This window comes from Candidatus Pelagibacter sp., from assembly GCF_052049835.1.
Classification (GTDB): Bacteria; Pseudomonadota; Alphaproteobacteria; order Pelagibacterales; family Pelagibacteraceae; genus Pelagibacter.
Map to the genome: position 1 here is coordinate 246,596 of NZ_JBNGZF010000001.1, position 18,498 is coordinate 265,093.

An 18,498-nucleotide genomic window follows, 5' to 3' on the forward strand; every position below is an offset into this window, starting at 1 on the left:
GTTTCATCAAGCATATTATGACGAAAGTTGGTGAACATATAACACTAGATATTATTGGAACAACTAAAGAGTATGATCCTTCTGTATTTGAAAAAGTAATTAATGATATTGCAAAAGCTGCAAAAATAACAATTTTAAATATTTCAAAATATAAATTTGAACCCCAAGGTTTTACAATTTTAGCGTTATTAGCTGAAAGTCACATGAGTTTTCATACATTTCCTGAAAAAGGCATTATAAGTTTTGATTTCTTTACTTGTGGTAAAGTAAGTCCATCAGTTGCAATTGAAATTATAAAAAAAGAATTTGAACATAAAAGAATAGTTAAAAAAGAGTTTAATAGAGACACAAAATCTCTTTATTATGATATTTATAGTTCACCAGGATTACAAAAATCTTACGTAGTGAATGATGTTTTAGAAGATTTTAAATCTAAAGTAGGTCAGCATATTGAAATTTTAGACTTAGAACAATTTGGTAAGTCCTTATTTATAGATGGCGAGATCCAAGTTGCTGCTACTGATGAACATTTATACAGCTCTACCTTCGTTGGTTCTGGTTTAAATTTAAATAAAGATAATGAAAGAGCTGCTATCATAGGTGGTGGAGATGGGGGAGTTGCAAGAGAATGTATTTCAAAAAATTTTAACTTTATCGATTGGTATGAATTAGATCCTGAAGTAGTCGATGTTTGCAATAAACATCTTGGAGATATTGGAAAAAAAGCAACTGAAAAGAATTCTGTAAAATGTGTTTGGGGTGATGCTTTTGAAAGTATTAAAACAGTAGGTGACGATACTTATGATCATATCTTTGTTGATTTAAATGATGATCAATTTTGTATAGATTTAGCTGCAAAAAATATGGATTCATTAGTTAGAATATTAAAACCAAAAGGAGTTATTACTGCTCAAGTTGGGAGTCAGGACAAAAAACCACAACAGGTTGAAAATTGGCTAAATGTTTTCAATCAAAACTTTGGAAATGCTAAATTAGCGAGAGTTTACATACCTAGCTTTGATTGCTCTTGGAATTTTTCTTCATCAATTAATCATTAATTTTTCTTTTTTATTATTTAAATTTATGAAATAATTCTTCTTAATTAAAGGAGATAATAATGAATATATTCAAAAAAACTATTTTAACAGTTCTTGCTTCTTTATTATTAATCGGAAATGTTTATGCTGATAAAATAAAAATTGGAACTGAGGGTGCTTATCCACCATGGAACTCAAAAGATGCATCTGGCAATCTTATTGGTTTTGAGGTTGAGTTAGCTCAAGAACTTTGTGCAATCATGAAACATGAATGTACTATAGTTGAACAAGATTGGGATGGAATGATCCCTGCATTATTAATGAGAAAGTTTGATGCTATAATGGCAGGTATGTCAATTACAGCTGAAAGACAAAAAACAATTACGTTTTCTCAAGGATATGCAGATGAAGTTGCGTCTCTTGCAGTAATGAAAGGTTCAAGTTTAGAGGGAATGGACACACCAGAAGGTATTAATCTTTCTTTAGGTGGATCTGATGTTAAAAAAGCCCTTAAAACTTTAACAGGTGCACTTGCTGGTAAAACTGTTTGTACACAAACAGGAACTATTCACCAAAACTTTTTAGAATCAGGTGATGTAGGAAGTGTAAATGTTAGAACTTATAAAACTCAAGACGAAGTTAATTTAGATTTAACATCAGGTAGATGTGATGTTGCGTTAGCTGCAGCAGTTGCATTTACAGACTATGCTGATAAATCAGGAAAACCAGTTGTGTTAGTTGGACCAACTTTTTCAGGTGGTGCATTTGGTAATGGTGTTGGTGTTGGAATTAGACAAGGTGGTGATGATGCAATTGGAAAAAGAGATGCAAAATTACTCAAAGATTTCAACAGAGCAATTAATATAGCTCGAAAAAAAGGTATTATCAGCAAACTTGCTATTAAACACTTTGGTTTCGACGCATCTATGTAATCATTTTCAGATTTGGCGACTATAATATATAGTCGCCAATCTATATGGAACTTCTAGCATTTGGTAAAACAGGTTGGGGTGACGAGTTATTTTATGCAACCCTAATGACGATTGCTGTATCGATTACAGCAATGTTAGTTGGTTTTTTTTTCGCTTTAATTTTTACTCCTTTAAAACTTTCAAAATATAAAACTTTAAATTTAGTTGGTAATTTTTATACAACAGTTATTCGAGGGGTTCCTGAGCTTTTAGTTATTTATCTTTTCTTCTTTGGGGGGAGTGGAGCCATAATGTATGTAGCTTCAATTTTTGGTTATTATGAATATATAGAGATTAACGCATTTATTACTGGTTCAATGGCTATTGGTATTATTTCTGGTGCTTATTCAACAGAAGTTTTTCGAGGAGCAATTCAATCAATAGACAAAGGTCAATTTGAGGCTGCAAAGGTTCTTGGAATAAATAAGTTTGGTCAATTTTATAAAATAATTTTACCTCAAATGCTAAGGTTAGCTATTCCAAATTTAAGTAATGTTTGGCAAATAACTTTAAAAGACACTTCTCTTATTTCAGTAACAGGATTAGTTGAGATAATGAGACAATCCTACATTGCGGCAGGATCTACTAGAGATCCATTATTCTTCTATTCATTTGCGGCAGTTTTATATTTATTGCTTACTTACGTGAGTATGAAATTAATTAACAAATTAGAAGTTAAGTATAGCAGGGGGTATTAATGGATTTTGATTTAATGATTACTAGTTTTCCTAAACTTCTAGGAGCAACAGTAGTTACTTTAAAATTATTATCTGCATCGTTATTTTTTGGATTATTCCTAGGTCTTTTCTTTGCAATTTTAAGATTAAACAAAAATATATTTATTAATAAATTTGCATATGGTTATTCTTATGTATTCAGAGGAACACCATTATTGGTACAGATTTTTATTATTTATTTTGGATTAGGACAAATAGAATATTTAAGAACAACATTTTTATGGGTAATTTTAAAAGAACCTTATTGGTGTGCAATAATAGCATTTACTTTAAATACTGGCGCATATACCTCTGAAATTTTAAGATCAGCATTTCAAACTATAAAACCAGGCATTATTGAAGCTGGAAAAAGCCTAGGAATATCAAACAAAATAATCTTTTATAAAATTCAAATTCCAATCGCTATTAGACAATCACTTCCTGCATATGGAAATGAAATAATATTGATGATGAAAGGAACTTCTTTAGCAAGCACAGTAACTTTGATGGATTTAACAGGTGTTGCTAAATATATAATTTCAACAACTTTTAAACCAATCGAAGTATTCATTGTTGCTGGTGGAATTTATTTGTTCATGACTTTTCTCATTCATAATGTGATTAAATATTTAGAGAAAAAGTACAGTTTTCAACAATAAAAATGTTTTTATCAGAGAAACAAATTAATGATTATCAAAATGACGGTGTAATAATAATCAAGGATGTATTTAAAGATTGGATTGAGCCACTTAGAACAGGATTTCAAAAAGTTTTAGATAATCCAAGTAAGTACGCAAGAGAAAATGTAACTGATCAAAATGGGAGATTTTTTGAAGATTATTGTAATTGGGAAAGGATAGAAGAATTTAAGAATTGTTTATATAATTCGCTTGGAGCCCAAATTGTTGCAGAAGCAACTAATTCTAAATCTACCCAAATTTTTCATGAACATATTTTTATAAAGGATCCAGGTACTCACAAAGAAACACCTTGGCATCAAGATATGCCATATTACTGTGTTGATGGTAACGATACTGGAAGTTTTTGGATTCCATTAGATGAGGTTGATCAGAAAAATAATCTTAAAATAATTTTAGGTTCTCACAAATGGTCAAAGTTAATTAGGCCTACAAAATGGTCAAATAACCAATCTTGGTATAAAGATGATAGTGCTTTTATGGATTTACCACCATCAAAAGAATTTGAAAAAAATATTTTAATTCCAGAATTAAGTTTGGGTGATGCAGTTTTATTTAACTTTAAAACTGTACATGGTTCTACAGGAAACAATTCTTCTAAATCACGAAGAGCATTTTCGATGAGATTTATAGGTGATGATATTAAGTATATTGACAGGGGAGGACCAACTTCACCCCCATTTGATGGTATCAATTTAAAAACTGGAGATTTGATGAGAGATGATTGGTTTCCTAAAGTTTTTAGTAGCTAGTATATTCTTTAATTTCTTTGATACTTGATCCGGTATGATTATTCATTTCTAATTTAATTTTTGCTCGGTCATCATTTAAAAAATGAACATCTCTGGATAATTTTATAAATTTATCACCAAAGTCTTTATTTTTTTCACAATCTCTTTTGTCGTCCTCTATAACCCAAAGTTTAGCATTAATTTCTTTTAAATTTTGAAATAGTTTATCTAGTTTATCGTCTGATTTAACATTTTTTTCAAACTGATCTTTAAGAATCGAATGTTCATTTGATATAAATTTTAGTTTTTCAGGATTTTTAATTTTTTCTTTTTTAATTTCTAATATTGAAATTTTGTCTAAAAGCTCACCAACCGATACTTCTACTATAATTTTATTCATAAAATTTTATACTATGTTAAATTGTTAAAAATATGTCTAATATTTTAATCATTAAACATGGATCTTTGGGTGATATAGCTCAAGCTTGTGGTGCAATTCAAGATATTTCTGAAAATCATAAAGGAGATGAAATTCATTTGCTCACAACTAAACCATACTTTGATTTATTTAAAAAAAATCCACATATTTCTAATGTTATTCTGGATAAGAGATTATCAAGACTGAATCTGATTTACTTATATTCATTAATGAAAAACATCAAAAAATATAATTTCTCTAAAGTTTATGATCTTCAGAACTCAAGTAGAACAGCCTTTTATAAAAAAATTTTATTTCCAAAAGCAATAAAAGATACTTGGTCATCTACTGATACAACATTACCCGAAGGAACCACAAAAGAAGATTTTGATAAAGACTCTGTTTTGTCTAGATTTGATTATCAATTAAAAAGTTCAGGCATAAATACAAATCATACTTTAAAACCTGATTTTTCATGGAGCACGTCAGACATATCTCAAATAAAAAATCACCATCAATTAGATAAATATATTCTTCTTTTTCCTTTTTGTTCGACTCATTTAACTTCAAAGAAATGGCCTTATTATAATGAGTTAATTTCTATGATTAATGGAAAGTCAGATAACAAATTTAAAGTAGTAATTGCACCTGGACCGAGTGAAATTAAAGAAGCATCAAATATTAATGCACTTTGTGTTTTAGATAACGGTAAAGCATTAAATATTTCTCAGTTAGCAACATTAATTAAAGATAGTTCATTTGTTATTGCAAACGATACTGGACCAGCTCATATGACAGCACATTTAGGTTCAAAAGGAATTGCTCTATTTGGTTCTCACACTACTCCATTTAAAGTAAGTATTGAAAGAGATAACTTTAAAGCAATACAAGCTCCTGAATTATCAAAACTATCAGCAGAAAAAGTTTTTGAAAGACTTTCTGAAATTATTTCTTAATTTTTTCTAATACTCTTAAAAATATAGGAACTGTGAAAAGTATGAAAAGTAATCTTATTATATGGTGAAAAGCAACAAAGTCTGGGTCTAAATCAAATGCAATTGCTATGACCGCTACCTCATAAATTCCACCAGGGCTAAAAGATAAAATTAAAGTTAAAATATTTGTCTCAACAAAAAATGTTGCAACATAGGCTGCAACTAAACCTAATACTACCAAAATAGTAGTAGCTACAATACTATGAAGAGAATTATTTGCTATCTCTTTAACAGTTTTTTCAGCAAATCTACAACCAACCGAAGAGCCAAGAATTAGCAGGCAAAAATTTACTGTTTCATCTGGTAATTTATAAGAAGCTATATCAGTAATTTGAAAAAAACCACTCGCAAATAATGTTCCAGAAAGTAAAGCTGCAGGTATTCTAATTTTATCAAAAACAAATATAAAAAACAAAGACGCAATAATAAGTAAAATTAAATTTAAATGATTTTGAGAAAAATAATCGAAGTCATCATTTAATAAGACATTGTTGTCAGTATTATTAACTATAATAAATGGAATGACAGTTATTATGATTATTAATCTAATTAAGTGAGAGGTTGCTACTTGAGATAAATCCGTTTTTTCATTTTCTGCTAAAATCATTAAAGGACCCAATGCCCCAGGTGCTGCTGAAAATATTGAGGCTTTTTCTCCATAATTTGCAAATTTTTGGAGGTATTTAGCGACAATTAAAATACAAATTATTATGTAGATTAACATAATTAATGAAGTCCAAATCCAACCAAGCATTTGATTAAATAGATTTTGGTCTATGTAATTTCCAATATGTAAACCTAAAATTATCAAGATAAAACTTAATACAATTTTAGGCATAATTATTTTTAGACCTGATAAAGCAGCAATTGAAGTAACAATCATAGGCCCCAAAAACCAAGCTAGAGGAATATTAAAATAGTCAGCAAAAATTGCGCTAGGAAAAGAAATTATTAAAACAGAAATAAATTTAAGTGTTAATATCTGAGATAAATTTTCTTTTAAATTTTTGATTAATAAATTCATTTTCATTTATCTATCTGATTGACTCTAGTTTATATTAACTATTTAATATAAATAAAATAATAAACAATAAGAGAGGTATTATGAGAAATATTAAAAAAATATTTTCAGTACTATTCTCAGCAATCCTATTATTCTCAGTAACAACTACAAGCTCAGTAGCAATTGACAAATTGCACTTTGTAATTGGTGGTGGTGCTGGTGGTGGTTGGGATGGAACTGCTAGAGGTACTGGAGAAGCTTTAACAAAAGCTGGTATGTTAAAAAGTGCATCATTTGAAAATATGTCAGGTGGTGGTGGTGGTAAAGCACTTGCTTACATGATTAACACTAAACCTGCTAACACAGTTTTAGTTCAATCTACACCACTAGTATTAAGATCAATTACTAGACACGAAGGTTATGTAAAAGGTAGTGGAACTTTATCTTATAAAGATGTTGTGCCGATTGCTGGGGTAATTGGTGATTATGGTGCAATAGCAGTTGCAAAAAACTCACCTTACAAAAACTTCAAAGATGTAGTTGATGCATACAAAAAAGATCCAAGCTCAATTAAAATGGCTGGTGGATCAGTAAGAGGAAGTATGGACCATTTAATTGGTGCTTTAGCATTCCAAGCTGCAGGTGCAGATCCAAATGCTGTTGCATACATTCCTTATGATGCCGGTGGAAAAGCGTTAGCTGGACTTTTATCTGGAGAAACTCAAATTATTTCAACTGGTTTAGGTGAATTGATGGGTGCAAGAGACCAAGTAACAATTATTGGTATTACTGCTCCTTCAAGAGTTTCTGATGCACCAGATGCACCAACTCTTAAAGAACAAGGTTATGATGTACAATTCGTTAACTGGAGAGGTTTCTTTGGCCCTCCAGGTATGAGTAATGCTGATAAAGCAGCAATTGCAAAAATGCTTGGCGATGTACAAAAAACTCCTGAATGGGAAACAGTAAGAGCAAGAAATGCTTGGGTTAATATTTATAACCCAGAAGGTAAGTTTGTATCTTTCTTAGAAAAGCAAACTGAAGAAATGACAGCTCTTATGAAAAAACTAGGAGTTATCTAACCTTTGGTTAGAAATTAAAATTAGAGCAGTGAATATAAATACTACAAAAATTATATCACTGCTCTTTTTTATTTTTTCAGTATTCTATTTATATTTAGCTTATCAAATTCAAGTTTTCACATTTGATGAAAATGCTCCATTTAATGCTAGAACATTTCCAATTTATTTAGGTTATGCAGGATTATTTTTTTCTGGATTAAAACTCATTTTACCAGACCCAAATACAATTAAAGTAGAGCATAAAAATTTAGAGTATAAAAAAACAGGTATACTTATATTAATTGCAATTATTTACGGAGCTACAATTTTAAAAGTTGGTTATTTTTTAACTACTTCATTATTTTTATTTGCTTCATATTATTTTTTAGGAGAACGAAGATGGATTTTAATGTTTTTATTATCCTTTCCATTTGTTGCTGCCTTTATGTATTTGCTTCATGGTATTCTTGATATTTATTTAAGAGATCCATTTCTACAATTGATAGGAGTAATGGGATGATTGAGGGAATACTAATTGGATTAACAACAGCTCTTACACTCCAAAATATACTAATGGTTATGGTTGGTTGTTTTTTTGGAACAATCATTGGAATGCTCCCTGGTCTTGGTCCAATGACTGCAATTGCTTTAATGATACCTATTACATATGGTTTTGAACCTGCAACTGGATTAATTTTAATGGCTGGAGTTTATTATGGAGCAGTATTTGGTGGTTCAACTTCTTCAATATTATTAAATGCTCCCGGTGTTCCAGGAACAGTCGCAACTTCATTTGATGGTTATCCAATGGCACAGCAAGGTAAAGCTGGAAAAGCTTTAGCCATTGCAGCTTGGAGCTCATTTGCAGGTGGAACATTATCTGCAATTTATTTGTTATTCATGGCACCAAGCTTGTCTAAAGTAAGTTTATCTTTTAGATCGCCTGATTATTTTGCCTTGATGATTTTAGGTTTAACGGCCATTGCTGCTTTTTCATCTAAAGGACAATTTTTAAAAGCAATGATGATGGTTGTTTTAGGTTTAATGCTAGCCTCAGTTGGTCAAGATAGTTTGTCTGATATTACAAGATATACATTTAATAATATGAACCTAACTGACGGAATTAGTTTCGTACTTGTTGTGATGGCAACTTTTGCAATGAGTGAAGCGTTAACAATTATTTTAAAAAGAAATGATCCAACCAGTGCTGCTAAACAAGTTTCTTTAACTGAATTAGGCTCAATTAAAATTAATAAAGAAGAAAGAACAAAAATGTACAAGACAATTCCAAGATCATCAGTAATTGGTTTTTTAATTGGTGTTCTTCCAGGAGCTGGTGCAACAATTGCATCTTTTTTAGCTTATGGAATGGAAAGAAATGTAGTCAGCGATGAGGAGAAAGAAAAATTTGGTAAAGGTAGTGTAAATGGTTTATCGGCACCAGAAACTGCAAATAACGCTGCTTGTTCAGGTTCTTTTGTTCCTATGCTTACTTTAGGAATTCCTGGGAGCGGAACAACTGCGGTTATGCTTGGGGCTCTTTTAGGTTTTGGTGTTCAGCCTGGTCCTAGACTTTATATGACTAATCCAGAGATTTTTTGGTCAATAATTATGTCTATGTATATTGGAATGGTAATTCTTCTTATATTAAACTTACCACTCATTCCCTATATAGCTAGAATTCTTGCTGTTCCAAAAAATTATTTAATTCCTCTAATTTTATTTTTCTCTGTTACTGGGATTTATGTAATGTCGTTTAATAATTTTGATATTTATTTAATGATTGGAATAGCTGTAGTAGCTACCTTTTTAAGATTATATGATTTTCCGATGCCACCTTTGATATTAGCTTTTGTACTTGGTGGATTGATGGAAGAAAACTTGAGACGATCTCTATTATTAAGCAATGGTTCTTGGGAATTTTTGTGGGATAGAACTTTAACTGCATGTATCTTAGCTACTACAATTTTAATTGTAGTTTGGCATATCTACAAAACTTTTAAGAAGAAAAATTAAGATTTAATATCTATTCGTTTTCTTATAATTTCTTTATCAAGCTTCATTTCACGATATGACATGATTAAAACACCTAAAAATATAACGCTAGCACCAATCCAAGTGAAGAGGTCAGGTGTTTCACTAAAAACATAATATCCAATTAAAGAAGCAAACACTAAACTTAGAAACGAGTATGGTTGTGTCATGCTCACATCTACTAATTTGTATGCATGATTTATGCAAAGATGCAACAATGTACCAAATAAACCAGCAAAAAATAAATAAATCAAAGTTTGAAAACCAGGTGTTTGCCAATAAAACAAAGCAATAATGAAACTAAAAATTGTCATATAAGTGTATCCATAAGATAAAATTGTAATCGAACTATCGTCTTTTGCGATAGTTTTTGTAATTATAATCACTATTGACCACATAAATGATGAGGCTAATGCCATATAAACTCCAGTAGAGATTTCAATTATTCCTGGTCTTAAAATTATTAACATTCCTATGAAGCCTAAAACCAGTGCAAAACTTCTGTATATGTAAATTTTTTCTCCTAGAAATAAAACTGCCAATATTGTTACTATGAAAGGAACCACAAAAGATATAGCTGTAGCTTTTTCAATTGGCATCATTACTAAGGCTGAGAAATATAATAACATTGAAGGCAAGTTTAAAACCGCTCTAAGAAAATGTTTTTTATGATGATTTGTTTTAAACACTGTAAAATTAGATTTTAGCATATAGGGAAAAATAATTAGGAAACCAAATAAAAATCTAAAAAAACCTGCAACATAAACATTAACTTCTTCTTGAGCTAATTTTAAAAAAGTTAACATCAATGTTCCACAAAAAACTGAGATTATAATTAAAAAAATTGCTAATTTATTATTTGAAATCAATTTAGTATCTTTTTGTATTCTTCAATTATTTTTGACCATTGAAATTTATTCACAAATTCTCTCGCATTTTTCCCAAGGTTTAAATATCTTTTATTTTCCAGCAATGAATTAATAGAAGAATAAATATCATCAAGATTATTTCCATCACATATTAAACCAGTTTTTTCATGATCAATTGCATCTGCAGCACCACCATCTTTACCACCAATGGATGGAATACCGTATTGTGCAGCTTCAACATATGCAATACCAAAACCTTCAACTGATTTTTTATGGATTATGGATGGCATTACAAAGATATTTGATTTTGAAACTAAAGCATTTTTTAAATCATTACTAATATCTTTAAAAAACATAACTTGTGCTTCAAGATCTAGCTCTTTTACTAGCTTTTTAATATTTTCTTCCTCTTCTCCATATCCAACACAAATGTAAACAATGTCAGGATATATTTGTTTCAAATTTCTCAAAGCCATAACTATTTTTTCATGATTTTTACGCTTATCAAATCTTGAAACTGTAATTAGTCTTGGATTTTTAACTTTAAGTATACTTTCAACTTTATCTAAAGTTTTTTTATTTAATTCTTCAGCAGGATCTACACCTGGATTTATTACAATTACTTTATTTGTATTAACACCAAGTTCTATCGCTAGATTTTTTGTAAACTGAGAATTTGCTATAACTTTTTCAACATTATTTAGAACACTAACTACTTTTTTATTTTGACTAGAACCTTTAGGATGGTTGATTTCTTTACTATGAATTAAACAGTATTTTTTCTTAGAAGTTTTAACAAGCTCTAAACTTTTCCAATGATCAGCAATAATACCGTCAATTTTATTTTCTTTTATATATTCATTAATTAATTGTGCTTTTCTATATTTTCTAAGCAATTTAATTCCTCCAACTCTTTCGATCGAAAAAGAGGCTCGCTCATCAAATTCTTTATGACCTTCTATATGATCTGCAAAAACTTTTATCATAAAGTTTTTAGATAGTTCTCTTGAAAGGCCCCACATTAGACTTTGCATACCGCCTAGCTCAGGTGGGAATGATCTAGTAACAATTAGATACATTAATCATACTTCCATTTAATACCACAACCCGCACTCGGTATTTGATCTTCAGGACCTTTTCCGGTTTCAGCTATTTGTCTCATAGCTGTAAGCAGATCACTTTCTCCTTCTTTAACTGGAATAAACTTTTTAAGTTCTCTTAATCGTCCTCTATATTGAAGTTCTAAATTTTTATTATAACCAAAGAAATCTGGAGTACATACAGCATTATATGCTTTAGCAATCTCTTGAGTTTCATCATGTAAATAAGGAAAATTGAAATGATTTTGATTTGAAAACTTGATCATGTTATCAAATGAGTCGTCTGGATAATTAACGAAGTCATTTGAGCAGATAGCAACTGAGTTGATACCAATTTTTTTTAATTCACTACAATCTTCAACTAATTCTTTTGTAATAGCTTTTACATATGGACAATGATTGCAAATGAACATTATCAAAGTTCCATTTTCACCTTTAATATCATTTAAGGAAAGAATTTTGTTATCAGTAGATTTTAATTCAAATGAAATAGCTTTTTGACCAAAATCACATATTGGAGTTTGTATAGGCATAATGTAAAATATATAGATTATGTTTTATGATTTAAAAGATAAAAAACCAAAAAACTCTGGCGAAAATTGGGTAGCTCCTAATGCCACAATAATTGGAGATGTTACTTTAGAAAAAAATACAAGTATTTGGTTTAATGCAGTGCTTAGAGGAGATATTGAAAATATTCATATTGGTGAAGGGTCTAATGTACAAGATGGAAGCGTATTACACACAGATCCTGGATGTCCTTTAAAAGTAGGAAAAAATGTTACGGTTGGTCATTTAGTTATGCTTCATGGGTGCACAATAGGAGATAACAGTTTAATTGGAATTGGAGCTGTAATTCTGAATAAAGCTAATATTGGCAATAATTGTATTATCGGAGCTAAGGCTTTAATTACTGAAAATAAAGTCATACCTGATAACTCTTTAGTTGTTGGATCTCCAGGTAAAGTTATCAGAGAAGTTACAGAGGATGAAAAAAAAGCAGTATTTGAAAACACAAAACATTATCAAGATAATTGGAAAAAATATTCTAAATCAATTTTTTAGTTATATTTAATTTAAATTAATGACTAGACACCCCCACCATTTTAAAATTGCATTTGCTTTGGCTATTTCAGCCGGGTCTTGGGGAATTTATTGGTTACCACAAAGAATACTTGTTGAAGGCGGTCTTACAGGTGGATGGGGGACTATTGCTCAAATGATAATTGGACTTTTAATATTATTACCAATAGCTGTTTGGAGATTAATTAAAAAAAAAGAAACAGGTTTAGAGTTACCAGTCACTGGTTTACTAGTTGGTGGTGGTTTTATTTGTTATGCTTTAAGTTTTCTTTTAACTGATGTTGTTCGAGCATTAATATTATTTTACATGACGCCAATATGGACAACAATATTTGAAATATTATTTCTAAAAAAAAGACCTGGTTTAGAAAGAGTACTCACTTTGGGCTTAGCTCTTGGTGGTTTATGGATAGTTTTTAGTAAACAAACTATTATACCTCTTCCAGAAAATGCTGGAGATTGGTTGGCTTTAGCAGGTGGTGCAATATTTGCCGGAGGAATGATAAGACTTGAAGTTGTTAAAACTGACGGCGTATTTCCAATTATATTTTCTTTTTTTTTCTATGGAGCTTTATTTAATATAGTTGCTGGATTCTTTTTAGTTGATTACCTTGGAGAAATGCCTGCTATTGAAGCTTTCATTTCAATGTCTTCTTTTTTATTTGTAATATCTGTTTTTTATTTTATTCCTACAGCAATAGTAATTCTCTGGGCTCCAAGTAAATTAGGCGCAGGTTTATGTTCAATTCTTTTTCTTGCAGAAATTGTTGTTGGAGTAATAAGCTCAGGTATGCTTACAAACGAACCATTTGGTTGGCGAGAGATAGCAGGTAGCTCGTTGATAGTTTTAGGTGGAATTTTAGCAGTAGTGCTTGCCCCCAAAGAGGAAAATTTGCTAAATTAAAGTACTAAAAAATATTTATAAATATCTAAATAAATGTTTTTATAGGAGAAATTAATGCCAGCAGGATACGTTATAGCTCAGCTAAAAATTACAAACACTGAAAATTATAAAGAATATGTCGAAAAGGTTACTCCACTTGTAAAGAAATTTGGTGGAGAATTTTTAGTAAGAGCTGGTGAATTTCAAATTTTTGATGGAGAAACAAAATTTCCTCGAATAATTGTTCTAAAATTCCCTTCTTATGAAAAAGCATTAGAATGGTATAATTCTGAAGAGTACAAACCAATAAAGCAAATAAGATTAGATAATTCCAAGGGTACAAATATAATTATAAAAGGTGTTTGAAAGAATAATTTATTCACTTAAATAATAGATCGTTGACTGAATAAACTATCAATCCAATTATTATTATAAATAATATTAAAAAGGAAAATTGCCCACTTAACTTTGATTTAATTTTGGTTTTACCCTCTTTAAATTTTTTAAAATGAATACTTCCAAATCTCATTACAGCTAAACCTAGAATTATAAGAAATGCTGTAAATATATATCCAGTAACCATCTATGGAACTAACCAAGTATCTTTATTATTCTCTAAATTAAACTTAGCTCTTCTATGACCCTTAGCAGCTAAATAAAGCCACTCTATAGATTTGATTTTACACTGTATAACAGTAAAGTTTTTATAACCTTCTTCGCTTTCTTCTTTTGTGTAATCAAAATTATCTAACTCTGGTTTTAGTCCCGATGTAGGTAGATCCGACTCGGTTCCTGGACCATTATCAACTAAATAGCATTTTCTACTAATATGTTGGGTTTTAGACCAAGATTCTTTGGTTACATCATTATTATGATTAATAGCACATTCAACTTTCAACCTAACCTGTATTTTTTCGTCTTTATCGTAAAACAACAGTGCTGCGTTTTTATTTGCTTTTAACTTTTCAATTTTATCTGATCGTATATCACTATGATATTGCACTAGATTATTTGATTGATCAGATTTTCTAAGAACTACAATTCGTCCATCAAAGTCTGATTGATTACCACAAATAAATACTGGTATTCGAAATGGAGAACTTCTATCTTTCACAGCATTGTCTAACATTGACCAAATTTTTTTTTTGATCTCTGCAAAGTCCTCGTAATAAGGAACTGTATCCGTCACAAATATTATTTTTTCTTTTTTAATCGAGCAATCAAACCTGAGCTATCCCAACGATTTCCACCCATTTCCTGAACCTCAGCATAATAACCATCAATAATTTCTGTAATAGGAACAGGCGAACCATTTTTTTTTGCTTCCTCGATTGCAATTTTTAGATCTTTTCTCATCCAATCAATAGCAAAACCATAATCAAACTTATCATCAGTCATAGTTCGGTATCTATTTTCCATTTGCCAAGATTGTGCTGCACCTTTAGATATTGTTTCCATAACTTTATCCATATCTAAACCTGCGTTTATTCCAAAATTAATTGCTTCAGATAAACCTTGGACTGTTCCAGCAATACACATTTGGTTCATCATCTTTGTTAACTGACCACTTCCACAAGGACCAATTAATTTTATTTTTTTACTGTAACAATCAATTACAGGCTCAGCCTTTTTAAACACTTCTTCATCGCCACCAACCATTACTGTTAGTATTCCACCCTCAGCACCAGCTTGTCCTCCTGAAATAGGAGCATCTAAAAAACTAAACCCTTTATCATTTGCTTTTTTATTTAATTCTCTTGATACTTCTGCAGATACAGTTGAATTATCAATAAAAATAGACCCAGCTTTTGCTGTGTTAAATAATCCATTTTCTCCAGTTGCTACTTCTCTTAAATCATCATCATTACCAACACATGTAAAAATGAAATCAGCACCATCTGCAGCCTCCGCAGGTGTATTAGCCATTTTACCTTTAAATTCACCAATCCATTTTTCAGCTTTAGATTTAGTTCTATTAAAAACAGTTACATTGTGTCCGGCTTTTGATATATATCCAGCCATTGGGTAGCCCATAACCCCAAGACCTATGAAAGCAACATTACAAGTCATAATTTTTTTCTATGTTTAAAAGTTTAAGTTTAAAAGTAATTGTATTCGGTTTTATTTTTACATTTTTTTCAAGTTTTGGACAGAGTTTTTTTCTTGGCTTATTCAATTCTAGTATTAGAGACGCCTTATCAATTACACATGGACAATTTGGCTCAATTTACGCATCAGCTACTTTACTAAGTAGTATTATTTTAGTTTGGATTGGAAAAAAAATTGATGATGTAAATATATTAAAGTTTGCGTCTTATGTAATAATTTTTTTATCAGCTTCCTGTTTTATTTTTTCAAAGATTTCATCTGTTATTTTTTTATTTATAGGAATTTTTTTAATGCGTTTAGCTGGACAAGGTTTATCAAGTCACACAGCTACAACAACCATATCTCGTTTTTTTGAAAAAAACAGAGGAAGAGCTCTAAGCACAGGTTGGTTAGGTTTGTCATTAGCTGAATTTATAATGCCAGTTTTAATTGTTTTTTTATTAACTTTTATAGAATGGAGAGATATTTGGGTTTCAATTTCTATTTTAGTTATACTTATTTTGCCTGTTGCAACTTTTCTTTTAGTTAAAGAGGTTAAGCTTGATACTAGAGAAGAATCTAAAATAGGAGAGGATAATAAAGAAATTAAACAATGGAAAAGAATAGAAGTTTTAAAAGATTATAGATTTTACATCGTCTGTATGACAATGCTGGCTATGCCATGGATTGCAACAGGATCTTTTGTTTATCAGTCTTTCATATCCTCCTCTAAAGAGTGGGGGCCTTATGTGATTGCACAATCGTTTATGGCATACTCAATTTTATCAGTAATTACTCTTTTTATATCTGGTTTTTTAATTGATAAATTTTCTAGTAGAAAATTATTAATCTATATGAATATCCCACTTCTTTTTGGTACTATAGTTCTCTTCTACTTTAATGCACCGGTGTCTTCCTTTGTGTTTTTTGGTTTAGTGGGCGTCACCAATGGTTTGGCAAATGTGCTTGGTTCCTCAACTTGGGCTGAGATTTACGGTGTTAAATATATTGGGTCTATAAAAGCCTTAACAACTGCATTGATGGTATTTTCAACAGCATTTGGTACAGCTCTATTTGGCTTTTTGATTGATATTGGCTTTTCAATTGAACAGATAGCTGTTGTTTCAGGAACCTATATCTTTTGTTCAATTATTCTTCTTTATTTGGTTAGAAATAAGCTAAATCCTCATTATTTATAAAAATAGCCCTTGATTTTTAAAGACTCACTGTGTAGATACTCCGCATGGCAAGAGTAACCGTAGAAGACTGTATAGATAAAGTAGAGAGCCCTTATGAATTAGTACTGGTCGCTAAAGAAAGAGCTACTCAATTAAATGCAGGAATAGAACCAACAATTGATAGAGATAATGATAAAAATACAGTTATTTCATTAAGAGAAATTGCAGAAGAAAAAATTAAAGTTTCAGATTTAACTGATAGTGCTGTCTACAAACTTAGAAAACATGTTGAACAAGTTGATGATAGTGCAGAGGATGATGAAGAAATAGGTGATGATTTTGAAAATCTATATAAAGGTGAAATTTCAAAAAGTGGTACCCCAATTTTACCATCTAAAAGAGCAAGAAAAACTCCAGAAAAAATTCAAGTAACAAAAGAAGATTTGGCTGAGCTATCTGAAACAGCTACAGCAGAAGTTGATAATTCAGTAGGCGAAGAAACGATGAATGAGCAAGGCGAAGTTTCTTTAGATGAAGTTTCAGAATCAGAAAATCAAGAAGCAGACGTATCTTCAGACGACACAGAAGCTTCAAACTCATAAAAAAATAATATAAAGTTATACCATGAATAGGAAAGTATCAGTTGCTCCTATGATGGATTGCACAGATCGTCATGAACGATTTTTTCTTAGACTAATATCTAAAAACACCCTTCTTTATACCGAAATGGTAGTCGATGAAGCTATAAATAGAGGAGACAAAAAAAAGTTATTAGAGTTTAACATAAATGAGAAACCTGTAGCACTTCAATTAGGAGGCTCTTCTCCAAAACTTTTAGCTGAAGCCACTAAAGTGGGCGAAGATTTTGGTTATGATGAAATTAATCTAAACTTAGGTTGTCCTAGTAAAAAAGTTGAAAAAAATAGATTTGGTGCTTGTTTAATGAAAGAGCCAAATTTAGTGGCAGATTGTTTAAGTAAAATGCAATCAGTTACAAATCTACCAGTAACTATAAAAACAAGAATTGGTTACGATGATGTAGAAGATTATGAAAATTTACATAGTTTTATTTCTACCTTAAAAGCAACTGGAGTTAAAACTTTTATCATTCATGCAAGAAAGGCAATGTTAGGTAAATTTACACCTAAGCAAAATTTAAATATTCCTCCTCTAAAATATGAATATGTTTATAAATTAAAAAAAGATTTTCCTAATGAAGAGATCATAATTAACGGAGGAATAATCACAGTGGATGAAATAAAACCTCATTTAGAAAAAACAGATGGTGTAATGATAGGAAGAGCTGCGTATCATACCCCTTATTTATTAGCAGATATTGAAAGAGAAATATTTAATAATGACGATGTTCCAAGTAGACAAGATGTAGTTGAACAACTCATTCCTTATGTTAAAGAAGAATTAAAAAAAGGAACAAGATTGAATCAAATTATGAGACATACTCTTGGTTTATTTCATGGTCAAACAGGTGCAAGTTATTGGAAAAGATATTTAAGTGAAAACATGTGTGTAAGAGATGCTGATGTGAAAAAAATTGATCACATCATGGATAAAATTAAATACAACAATGTAGATACTAAAGTAGGACAGTCTGCTTAATTCAATTCTTACAAAC

Annotated in this window: 23 protein-coding genes; 15 read left to right on the forward strand and 8 right to left on the reverse strand. The window is 30.4% G+C overall.

Features of this window, described 5'->3' with window-relative positions; genetic code table 11:
- Positions 1-17 precede the first annotated feature (17 nt).
- The 5 genes from speD to ACTT9R_RS01295 are packed head-to-tail and all read left to right on the forward strand — an operon-like array spanning position 18 to position 4,174.
- The gene (gene speD / locus ACTT9R_RS01275; protein WP_440926263.1) at positions 18-1,058 is read left to right on the forward strand and encodes an adenosylmethionine decarboxylase; all 1,041 of its coding nucleotides are present in this window, start codon (positions 18-20) and stop codon (positions 1,056-1,058) included.
- Positions 1,059-1,117: 59 nt separating this feature from the next.
- A complete protein-coding gene (locus ACTT9R_RS01280; protein WP_440926264.1) occupies positions 1,118-1,969 on the forward strand; it encodes a transporter substrate-binding domain-containing protein in 852 nt (283 codons plus the stop codon).
- 44 nt (positions 1,970-2,013) lie between these two features.
- Complete coding sequence (locus ACTT9R_RS01285; RefSeq protein ID WP_145595731.1) at positions 2,014-2,706, forward strand: ABC transporter permease; 693 nt, start codon at positions 2,014-2,016, stop codon at positions 2,704-2,706.
- On the forward strand, positions 2,706-3,383 hold the full coding sequence (locus ACTT9R_RS01290; protein ID WP_440926265.1) for an ABC transporter permease: 678 nt from the start codon (positions 2,706-2,708) through the stop codon (positions 3,381-3,383). The genes ACTT9R_RS01285 and ACTT9R_RS01290 overlap by 1 nt, the downstream gene beginning before the upstream one ends.
- Before the next feature lie 2 nt (positions 3,384-3,385).
- Positions 3,386-4,174 carry a phytanoyl-CoA dioxygenase family protein gene (locus ACTT9R_RS01295; RefSeq protein ID WP_440926266.1) on the forward strand — a complete coding sequence of 263 codons (789 nt, stop codon included), beginning with the start codon at positions 3,386-3,388 and terminating at the stop codon, positions 4,172-4,174.
- On the opposite strand, the gene ACTT9R_RS01300 is transcribed toward ACTT9R_RS01295, so the two are convergent.
- Complete coding sequence (locus tag ACTT9R_RS01300; RefSeq protein ID WP_440926267.1) at positions 4,164-4,553, reverse strand: DUF6165 family protein; 390 nt, start codon at positions 4,551-4,553, stop codon at positions 4,164-4,166. The two genes, ACTT9R_RS01295 and ACTT9R_RS01300, sit on opposite strands and share 11 nt — an antisense overlap.
- 32 nt (positions 4,554-4,585) lie before the next feature.
- Between ACTT9R_RS01300 and ACTT9R_RS01305 the strand changes: the two genes are divergently transcribed.
- Positions 4,586-5,527: a glycosyltransferase family 9 protein gene (locus ACTT9R_RS01305; RefSeq protein WP_440926268.1), complete on the forward strand. Its 942-nt coding sequence runs from the start codon at positions 4,586-4,588 to the stop codon at positions 5,525-5,527.
- On the opposite strand, the gene ACTT9R_RS01310 is transcribed toward ACTT9R_RS01305, so the two are convergent.
- Complete coding sequence (locus ACTT9R_RS01310) at positions 5,517-6,596, reverse strand: AbrB family transcriptional regulator (RefSeq protein WP_440926269.1); 1,080 nt, start codon at positions 6,594-6,596, stop codon at positions 5,517-5,519. The two genes, ACTT9R_RS01305 and ACTT9R_RS01310, sit on opposite strands and share 11 nt — an antisense overlap.
- 74 nt (positions 6,597-6,670) lie before the next feature.
- Between ACTT9R_RS01310 and ACTT9R_RS01315 the strand changes: the two genes are divergently transcribed.
- From ACTT9R_RS01315 to ACTT9R_RS01325, 3 genes are read left to right on the forward strand one after another with little or no spacing between them, the layout of a single operon-like run.
- Positions 6,671-7,651 carry a tripartite tricarboxylate transporter substrate binding protein gene (locus ACTT9R_RS01315; protein ID WP_440926270.1) on the forward strand — a complete coding sequence of 327 codons (981 nt, stop codon included), beginning with the start codon at positions 6,671-6,673 and terminating at the stop codon, positions 7,649-7,651.
- 28 nt (positions 7,652-7,679) lie between these two features.
- Positions 7,680-8,150 carry a tripartite tricarboxylate transporter TctB family protein gene (locus tag ACTT9R_RS01320; RefSeq protein WP_440926271.1) on the forward strand — a complete coding sequence of 157 codons (471 nt, stop codon included), beginning with the start codon at positions 7,680-7,682 and terminating at the stop codon, positions 8,148-8,150.
- Positions 8,147-9,646, forward strand: a complete 1,500-nt coding sequence (locus tag ACTT9R_RS01325; protein WP_072090232.1) for a tripartite tricarboxylate transporter permease — start codon at positions 8,147-8,149, stop codon at positions 9,644-9,646. The genes ACTT9R_RS01320 and ACTT9R_RS01325 overlap by 4 nt, the downstream gene beginning before the upstream one ends.
- Here ACTT9R_RS01325 and ACTT9R_RS01330 read toward each other — a convergent pair.
- From ACTT9R_RS01330 to ACTT9R_RS01340, 3 genes are read right to left on the reverse strand one after another with little or no spacing between them, the layout of a single operon-like run.
- A complete protein-coding gene (locus ACTT9R_RS01330; RefSeq protein ID WP_440926272.1) occupies positions 9,643-10,533 on the reverse strand; it encodes a DMT family transporter in 891 nt (296 codons plus the stop codon). The two genes, ACTT9R_RS01325 and ACTT9R_RS01330, sit on opposite strands and share 4 nt — an antisense overlap.
- A complete protein-coding gene (locus ACTT9R_RS01335; RefSeq protein WP_440926273.1) occupies positions 10,530-11,612 on the reverse strand; it encodes a glycosyltransferase family 4 protein in 1,083 nt (360 codons plus the stop codon). Before ACTT9R_RS01335 ends, ACTT9R_RS01330 begins: the two co-directional genes overlap by 4 nt.
- On the reverse strand, positions 11,612-12,166 hold the full coding sequence (locus tag ACTT9R_RS01340) for a thioredoxin family protein (protein WP_440926274.1): 555 nt from the start codon (positions 12,164-12,166) through the stop codon (positions 11,612-11,614). Before ACTT9R_RS01340 ends, ACTT9R_RS01335 begins: the two co-directional genes overlap by 1 nt.
- 19 nt (positions 12,167-12,185) lie before the next feature.
- On the opposite strand from ACTT9R_RS01340, the gene ACTT9R_RS01345 reads away from it, so the two are divergent.
- From ACTT9R_RS01345 to ACTT9R_RS01355, 3 genes are read left to right on the forward strand one after another with little or no spacing between them, the layout of a single operon-like run.
- The gene (locus ACTT9R_RS01345; RefSeq protein WP_440926275.1) at positions 12,186-12,698 is read left to right on the forward strand and encodes a gamma carbonic anhydrase family protein; all 513 of its coding nucleotides are present in this window, start codon (positions 12,186-12,188) and stop codon (positions 12,696-12,698) included.
- Positions 12,699-12,717: 19 nt separating this feature from the next.
- A complete protein-coding gene (locus ACTT9R_RS01350; RefSeq protein ID WP_440926276.1) occupies positions 12,718-13,620 on the forward strand; it encodes a DMT family transporter in 903 nt (300 codons plus the stop codon).
- A 54-nt stretch (positions 13,621-13,674) separates the two neighbouring features.
- Complete coding sequence (locus ACTT9R_RS01355) at positions 13,675-13,965, forward strand: DUF1330 domain-containing protein (protein ID WP_440926277.1); 291 nt, start codon at positions 13,675-13,677, stop codon at positions 13,963-13,965.
- Positions 13,966-13,978: 13 nt separating this feature from the next.
- Here the strand turns inward: ACTT9R_RS01355 and ACTT9R_RS01360 are convergent, their stop codons facing one another.
- From ACTT9R_RS01360 to ACTT9R_RS01370, 3 genes are read right to left on the reverse strand one after another with little or no spacing between them, the layout of a single operon-like run.
- Positions 13,979-14,182, reverse strand: a complete 204-nt coding sequence (locus ACTT9R_RS01360; protein WP_440926278.1) for a hypothetical protein — start codon at positions 14,180-14,182, stop codon at positions 13,979-13,981.
- Positions 14,183-14,788, reverse strand: coding sequence for a flavin-binding protein (locus tag ACTT9R_RS01365; RefSeq protein ID WP_440926279.1), 606 nt, complete (start codon positions 14,786-14,788; stop codon positions 14,183-14,185). It lies immediately after the preceding gene.
- A gap of 5 nt (positions 14,789-14,793) precedes the next feature.
- Positions 14,794-15,669, reverse strand: coding sequence for an NAD(P)-dependent oxidoreductase (locus tag ACTT9R_RS01370; protein ID WP_440926280.1), 876 nt, complete (start codon positions 15,667-15,669; stop codon positions 14,794-14,796).
- 11 nt (positions 15,670-15,680) lie between these two features.
- On the opposite strand from ACTT9R_RS01370, the gene ACTT9R_RS01375 reads away from it, so the two are divergent.
- From ACTT9R_RS01375 to dusA, 3 genes are read left to right on the forward strand one after another with little or no spacing between them, the layout of a single operon-like run.
- Positions 15,681-16,886, forward strand: a complete 1,206-nt coding sequence (locus ACTT9R_RS01375) for an MFS transporter (RefSeq protein ID WP_440926281.1) — start codon at positions 15,681-15,683, stop codon at positions 16,884-16,886.
- Between the two features lie 44 nt (positions 16,887-16,930).
- Positions 16,931-17,467, forward strand: coding sequence for a DNA-directed RNA polymerase subunit omega (gene rpoZ, locus ACTT9R_RS01380; RefSeq protein WP_440926282.1), 537 nt, complete (start codon positions 16,931-16,933; stop codon positions 17,465-17,467).
- A gap of 22 nt (positions 17,468-17,489) precedes the next feature.
- Positions 17,490-18,482, forward strand: coding sequence for a tRNA dihydrouridine(20/20a) synthase DusA (dusA, locus tag ACTT9R_RS01385; RefSeq protein ID WP_440926283.1), 993 nt, complete (start codon positions 17,490-17,492; stop codon positions 18,480-18,482).
- Positions 18,483-18,498: the final 16 nt, after the last annotated feature.

What these genes read in the sequence shown, in the direction of transcription:
- speD (WP_440926263.1), top strand. Translation starts at nt 18, where the DNA reads ATGACGAAAGTTGGTGAACATATAACACTAGATATTATTGGAACAACT.
- ACTT9R_RS01280 (WP_440926264.1), top strand. Translation starts at nt 1,118, where the DNA reads ATGAATATATTCAAAAAAACTATTTTAACAGTTCTTGCTTCTTTATTA.
- ACTT9R_RS01285 (WP_145595731.1), top strand. Translation starts at nt 2,014, where the DNA reads ATGGAACTTCTAGCATTTGGTAAAACAGGTTGGGGTGACGAGTTATTT.
- ACTT9R_RS01290 (WP_440926265.1), top strand. Translation starts at nt 2,706, where the DNA reads ATGGATTTTGATTTAATGATTACTAGTTTTCCTAAACTTCTAGGAGCA.
- ACTT9R_RS01295 (WP_440926266.1), top strand. Translation starts at nt 3,386, where the DNA reads ATGTTTTTATCAGAGAAACAAATTAATGATTATCAAAATGACGGTGTA.
- ACTT9R_RS01300 (WP_440926267.1), bottom strand. Translation starts at nt 4,553, where the DNA reads ATGAATAAAATTATAGTAGAAGTATCGGTTGGTGAGCTTTTAGACAAA.
- ACTT9R_RS01305 (WP_440926268.1), top strand. Translation starts at nt 4,586, where the DNA reads ATGTCTAATATTTTAATCATTAAACATGGATCTTTGGGTGATATAGCT.
- ACTT9R_RS01310 (WP_440926269.1), bottom strand. Translation starts at nt 6,596, where the DNA reads ATGAAAATGAATTTATTAATCAAAAATTTAAAAGAAAATTTATCTCAG.
- ACTT9R_RS01315 (WP_440926270.1), top strand. Translation starts at nt 6,671, where the DNA reads ATGAGAAATATTAAAAAAATATTTTCAGTACTATTCTCAGCAATCCTA.
- ACTT9R_RS01325 (WP_072090232.1), top strand. Translation starts at nt 8,147, where the DNA reads ATGATTGAGGGAATACTAATTGGATTAACAACAGCTCTTACACTCCAA.
- ACTT9R_RS01335 (WP_440926273.1), bottom strand. Translation starts at nt 11,612, where the DNA reads ATGTATCTAATTGTTACTAGATCATTCCCACCTGAGCTAGGCGGTATG.
- ACTT9R_RS01340 (WP_440926274.1), bottom strand. Translation starts at nt 12,166, where the DNA reads ATGCCTATACAAACTCCAATATGTGATTTTGGTCAAAAAGCTATTTCA.
- ACTT9R_RS01345 (WP_440926275.1), top strand. Translation starts at nt 12,186, where the DNA reads ATGTTTTATGATTTAAAAGATAAAAAACCAAAAAACTCTGGCGAAAAT.
- ACTT9R_RS01350 (WP_440926276.1), top strand. Translation starts at nt 12,718, where the DNA reads ATGACTAGACACCCCCACCATTTTAAAATTGCATTTGCTTTGGCTATT.
- ACTT9R_RS01355 (WP_440926277.1), top strand. Translation starts at nt 13,675, where the DNA reads ATGCCAGCAGGATACGTTATAGCTCAGCTAAAAATTACAAACACTGAA.
- ACTT9R_RS01360 (WP_440926278.1), bottom strand. Translation starts at nt 14,182, where the DNA reads ATGGTTACTGGATATATATTTACAGCATTTCTTATAATTCTAGGTTTA.
- ACTT9R_RS01370 (WP_440926280.1), bottom strand. Translation starts at nt 15,669, where the DNA reads ATGACTTGTAATGTTGCTTTCATAGGTCTTGGGGTTATGGGCTACCCA.
- ACTT9R_RS01375 (WP_440926281.1), top strand. Translation starts at nt 15,681, where the DNA reads ATGTTTAAAAGTTTAAGTTTAAAAGTAATTGTATTCGGTTTTATTTTT.
- rpoZ (WP_440926282.1), top strand. Translation starts at nt 16,931, where the DNA reads ATGGCAAGAGTAACCGTAGAAGACTGTATAGATAAAGTAGAGAGCCCT.
- dusA (WP_440926283.1), top strand. Translation starts at nt 17,490, where the DNA reads ATGAATAGGAAAGTATCAGTTGCTCCTATGATGGATTGCACAGATCGT.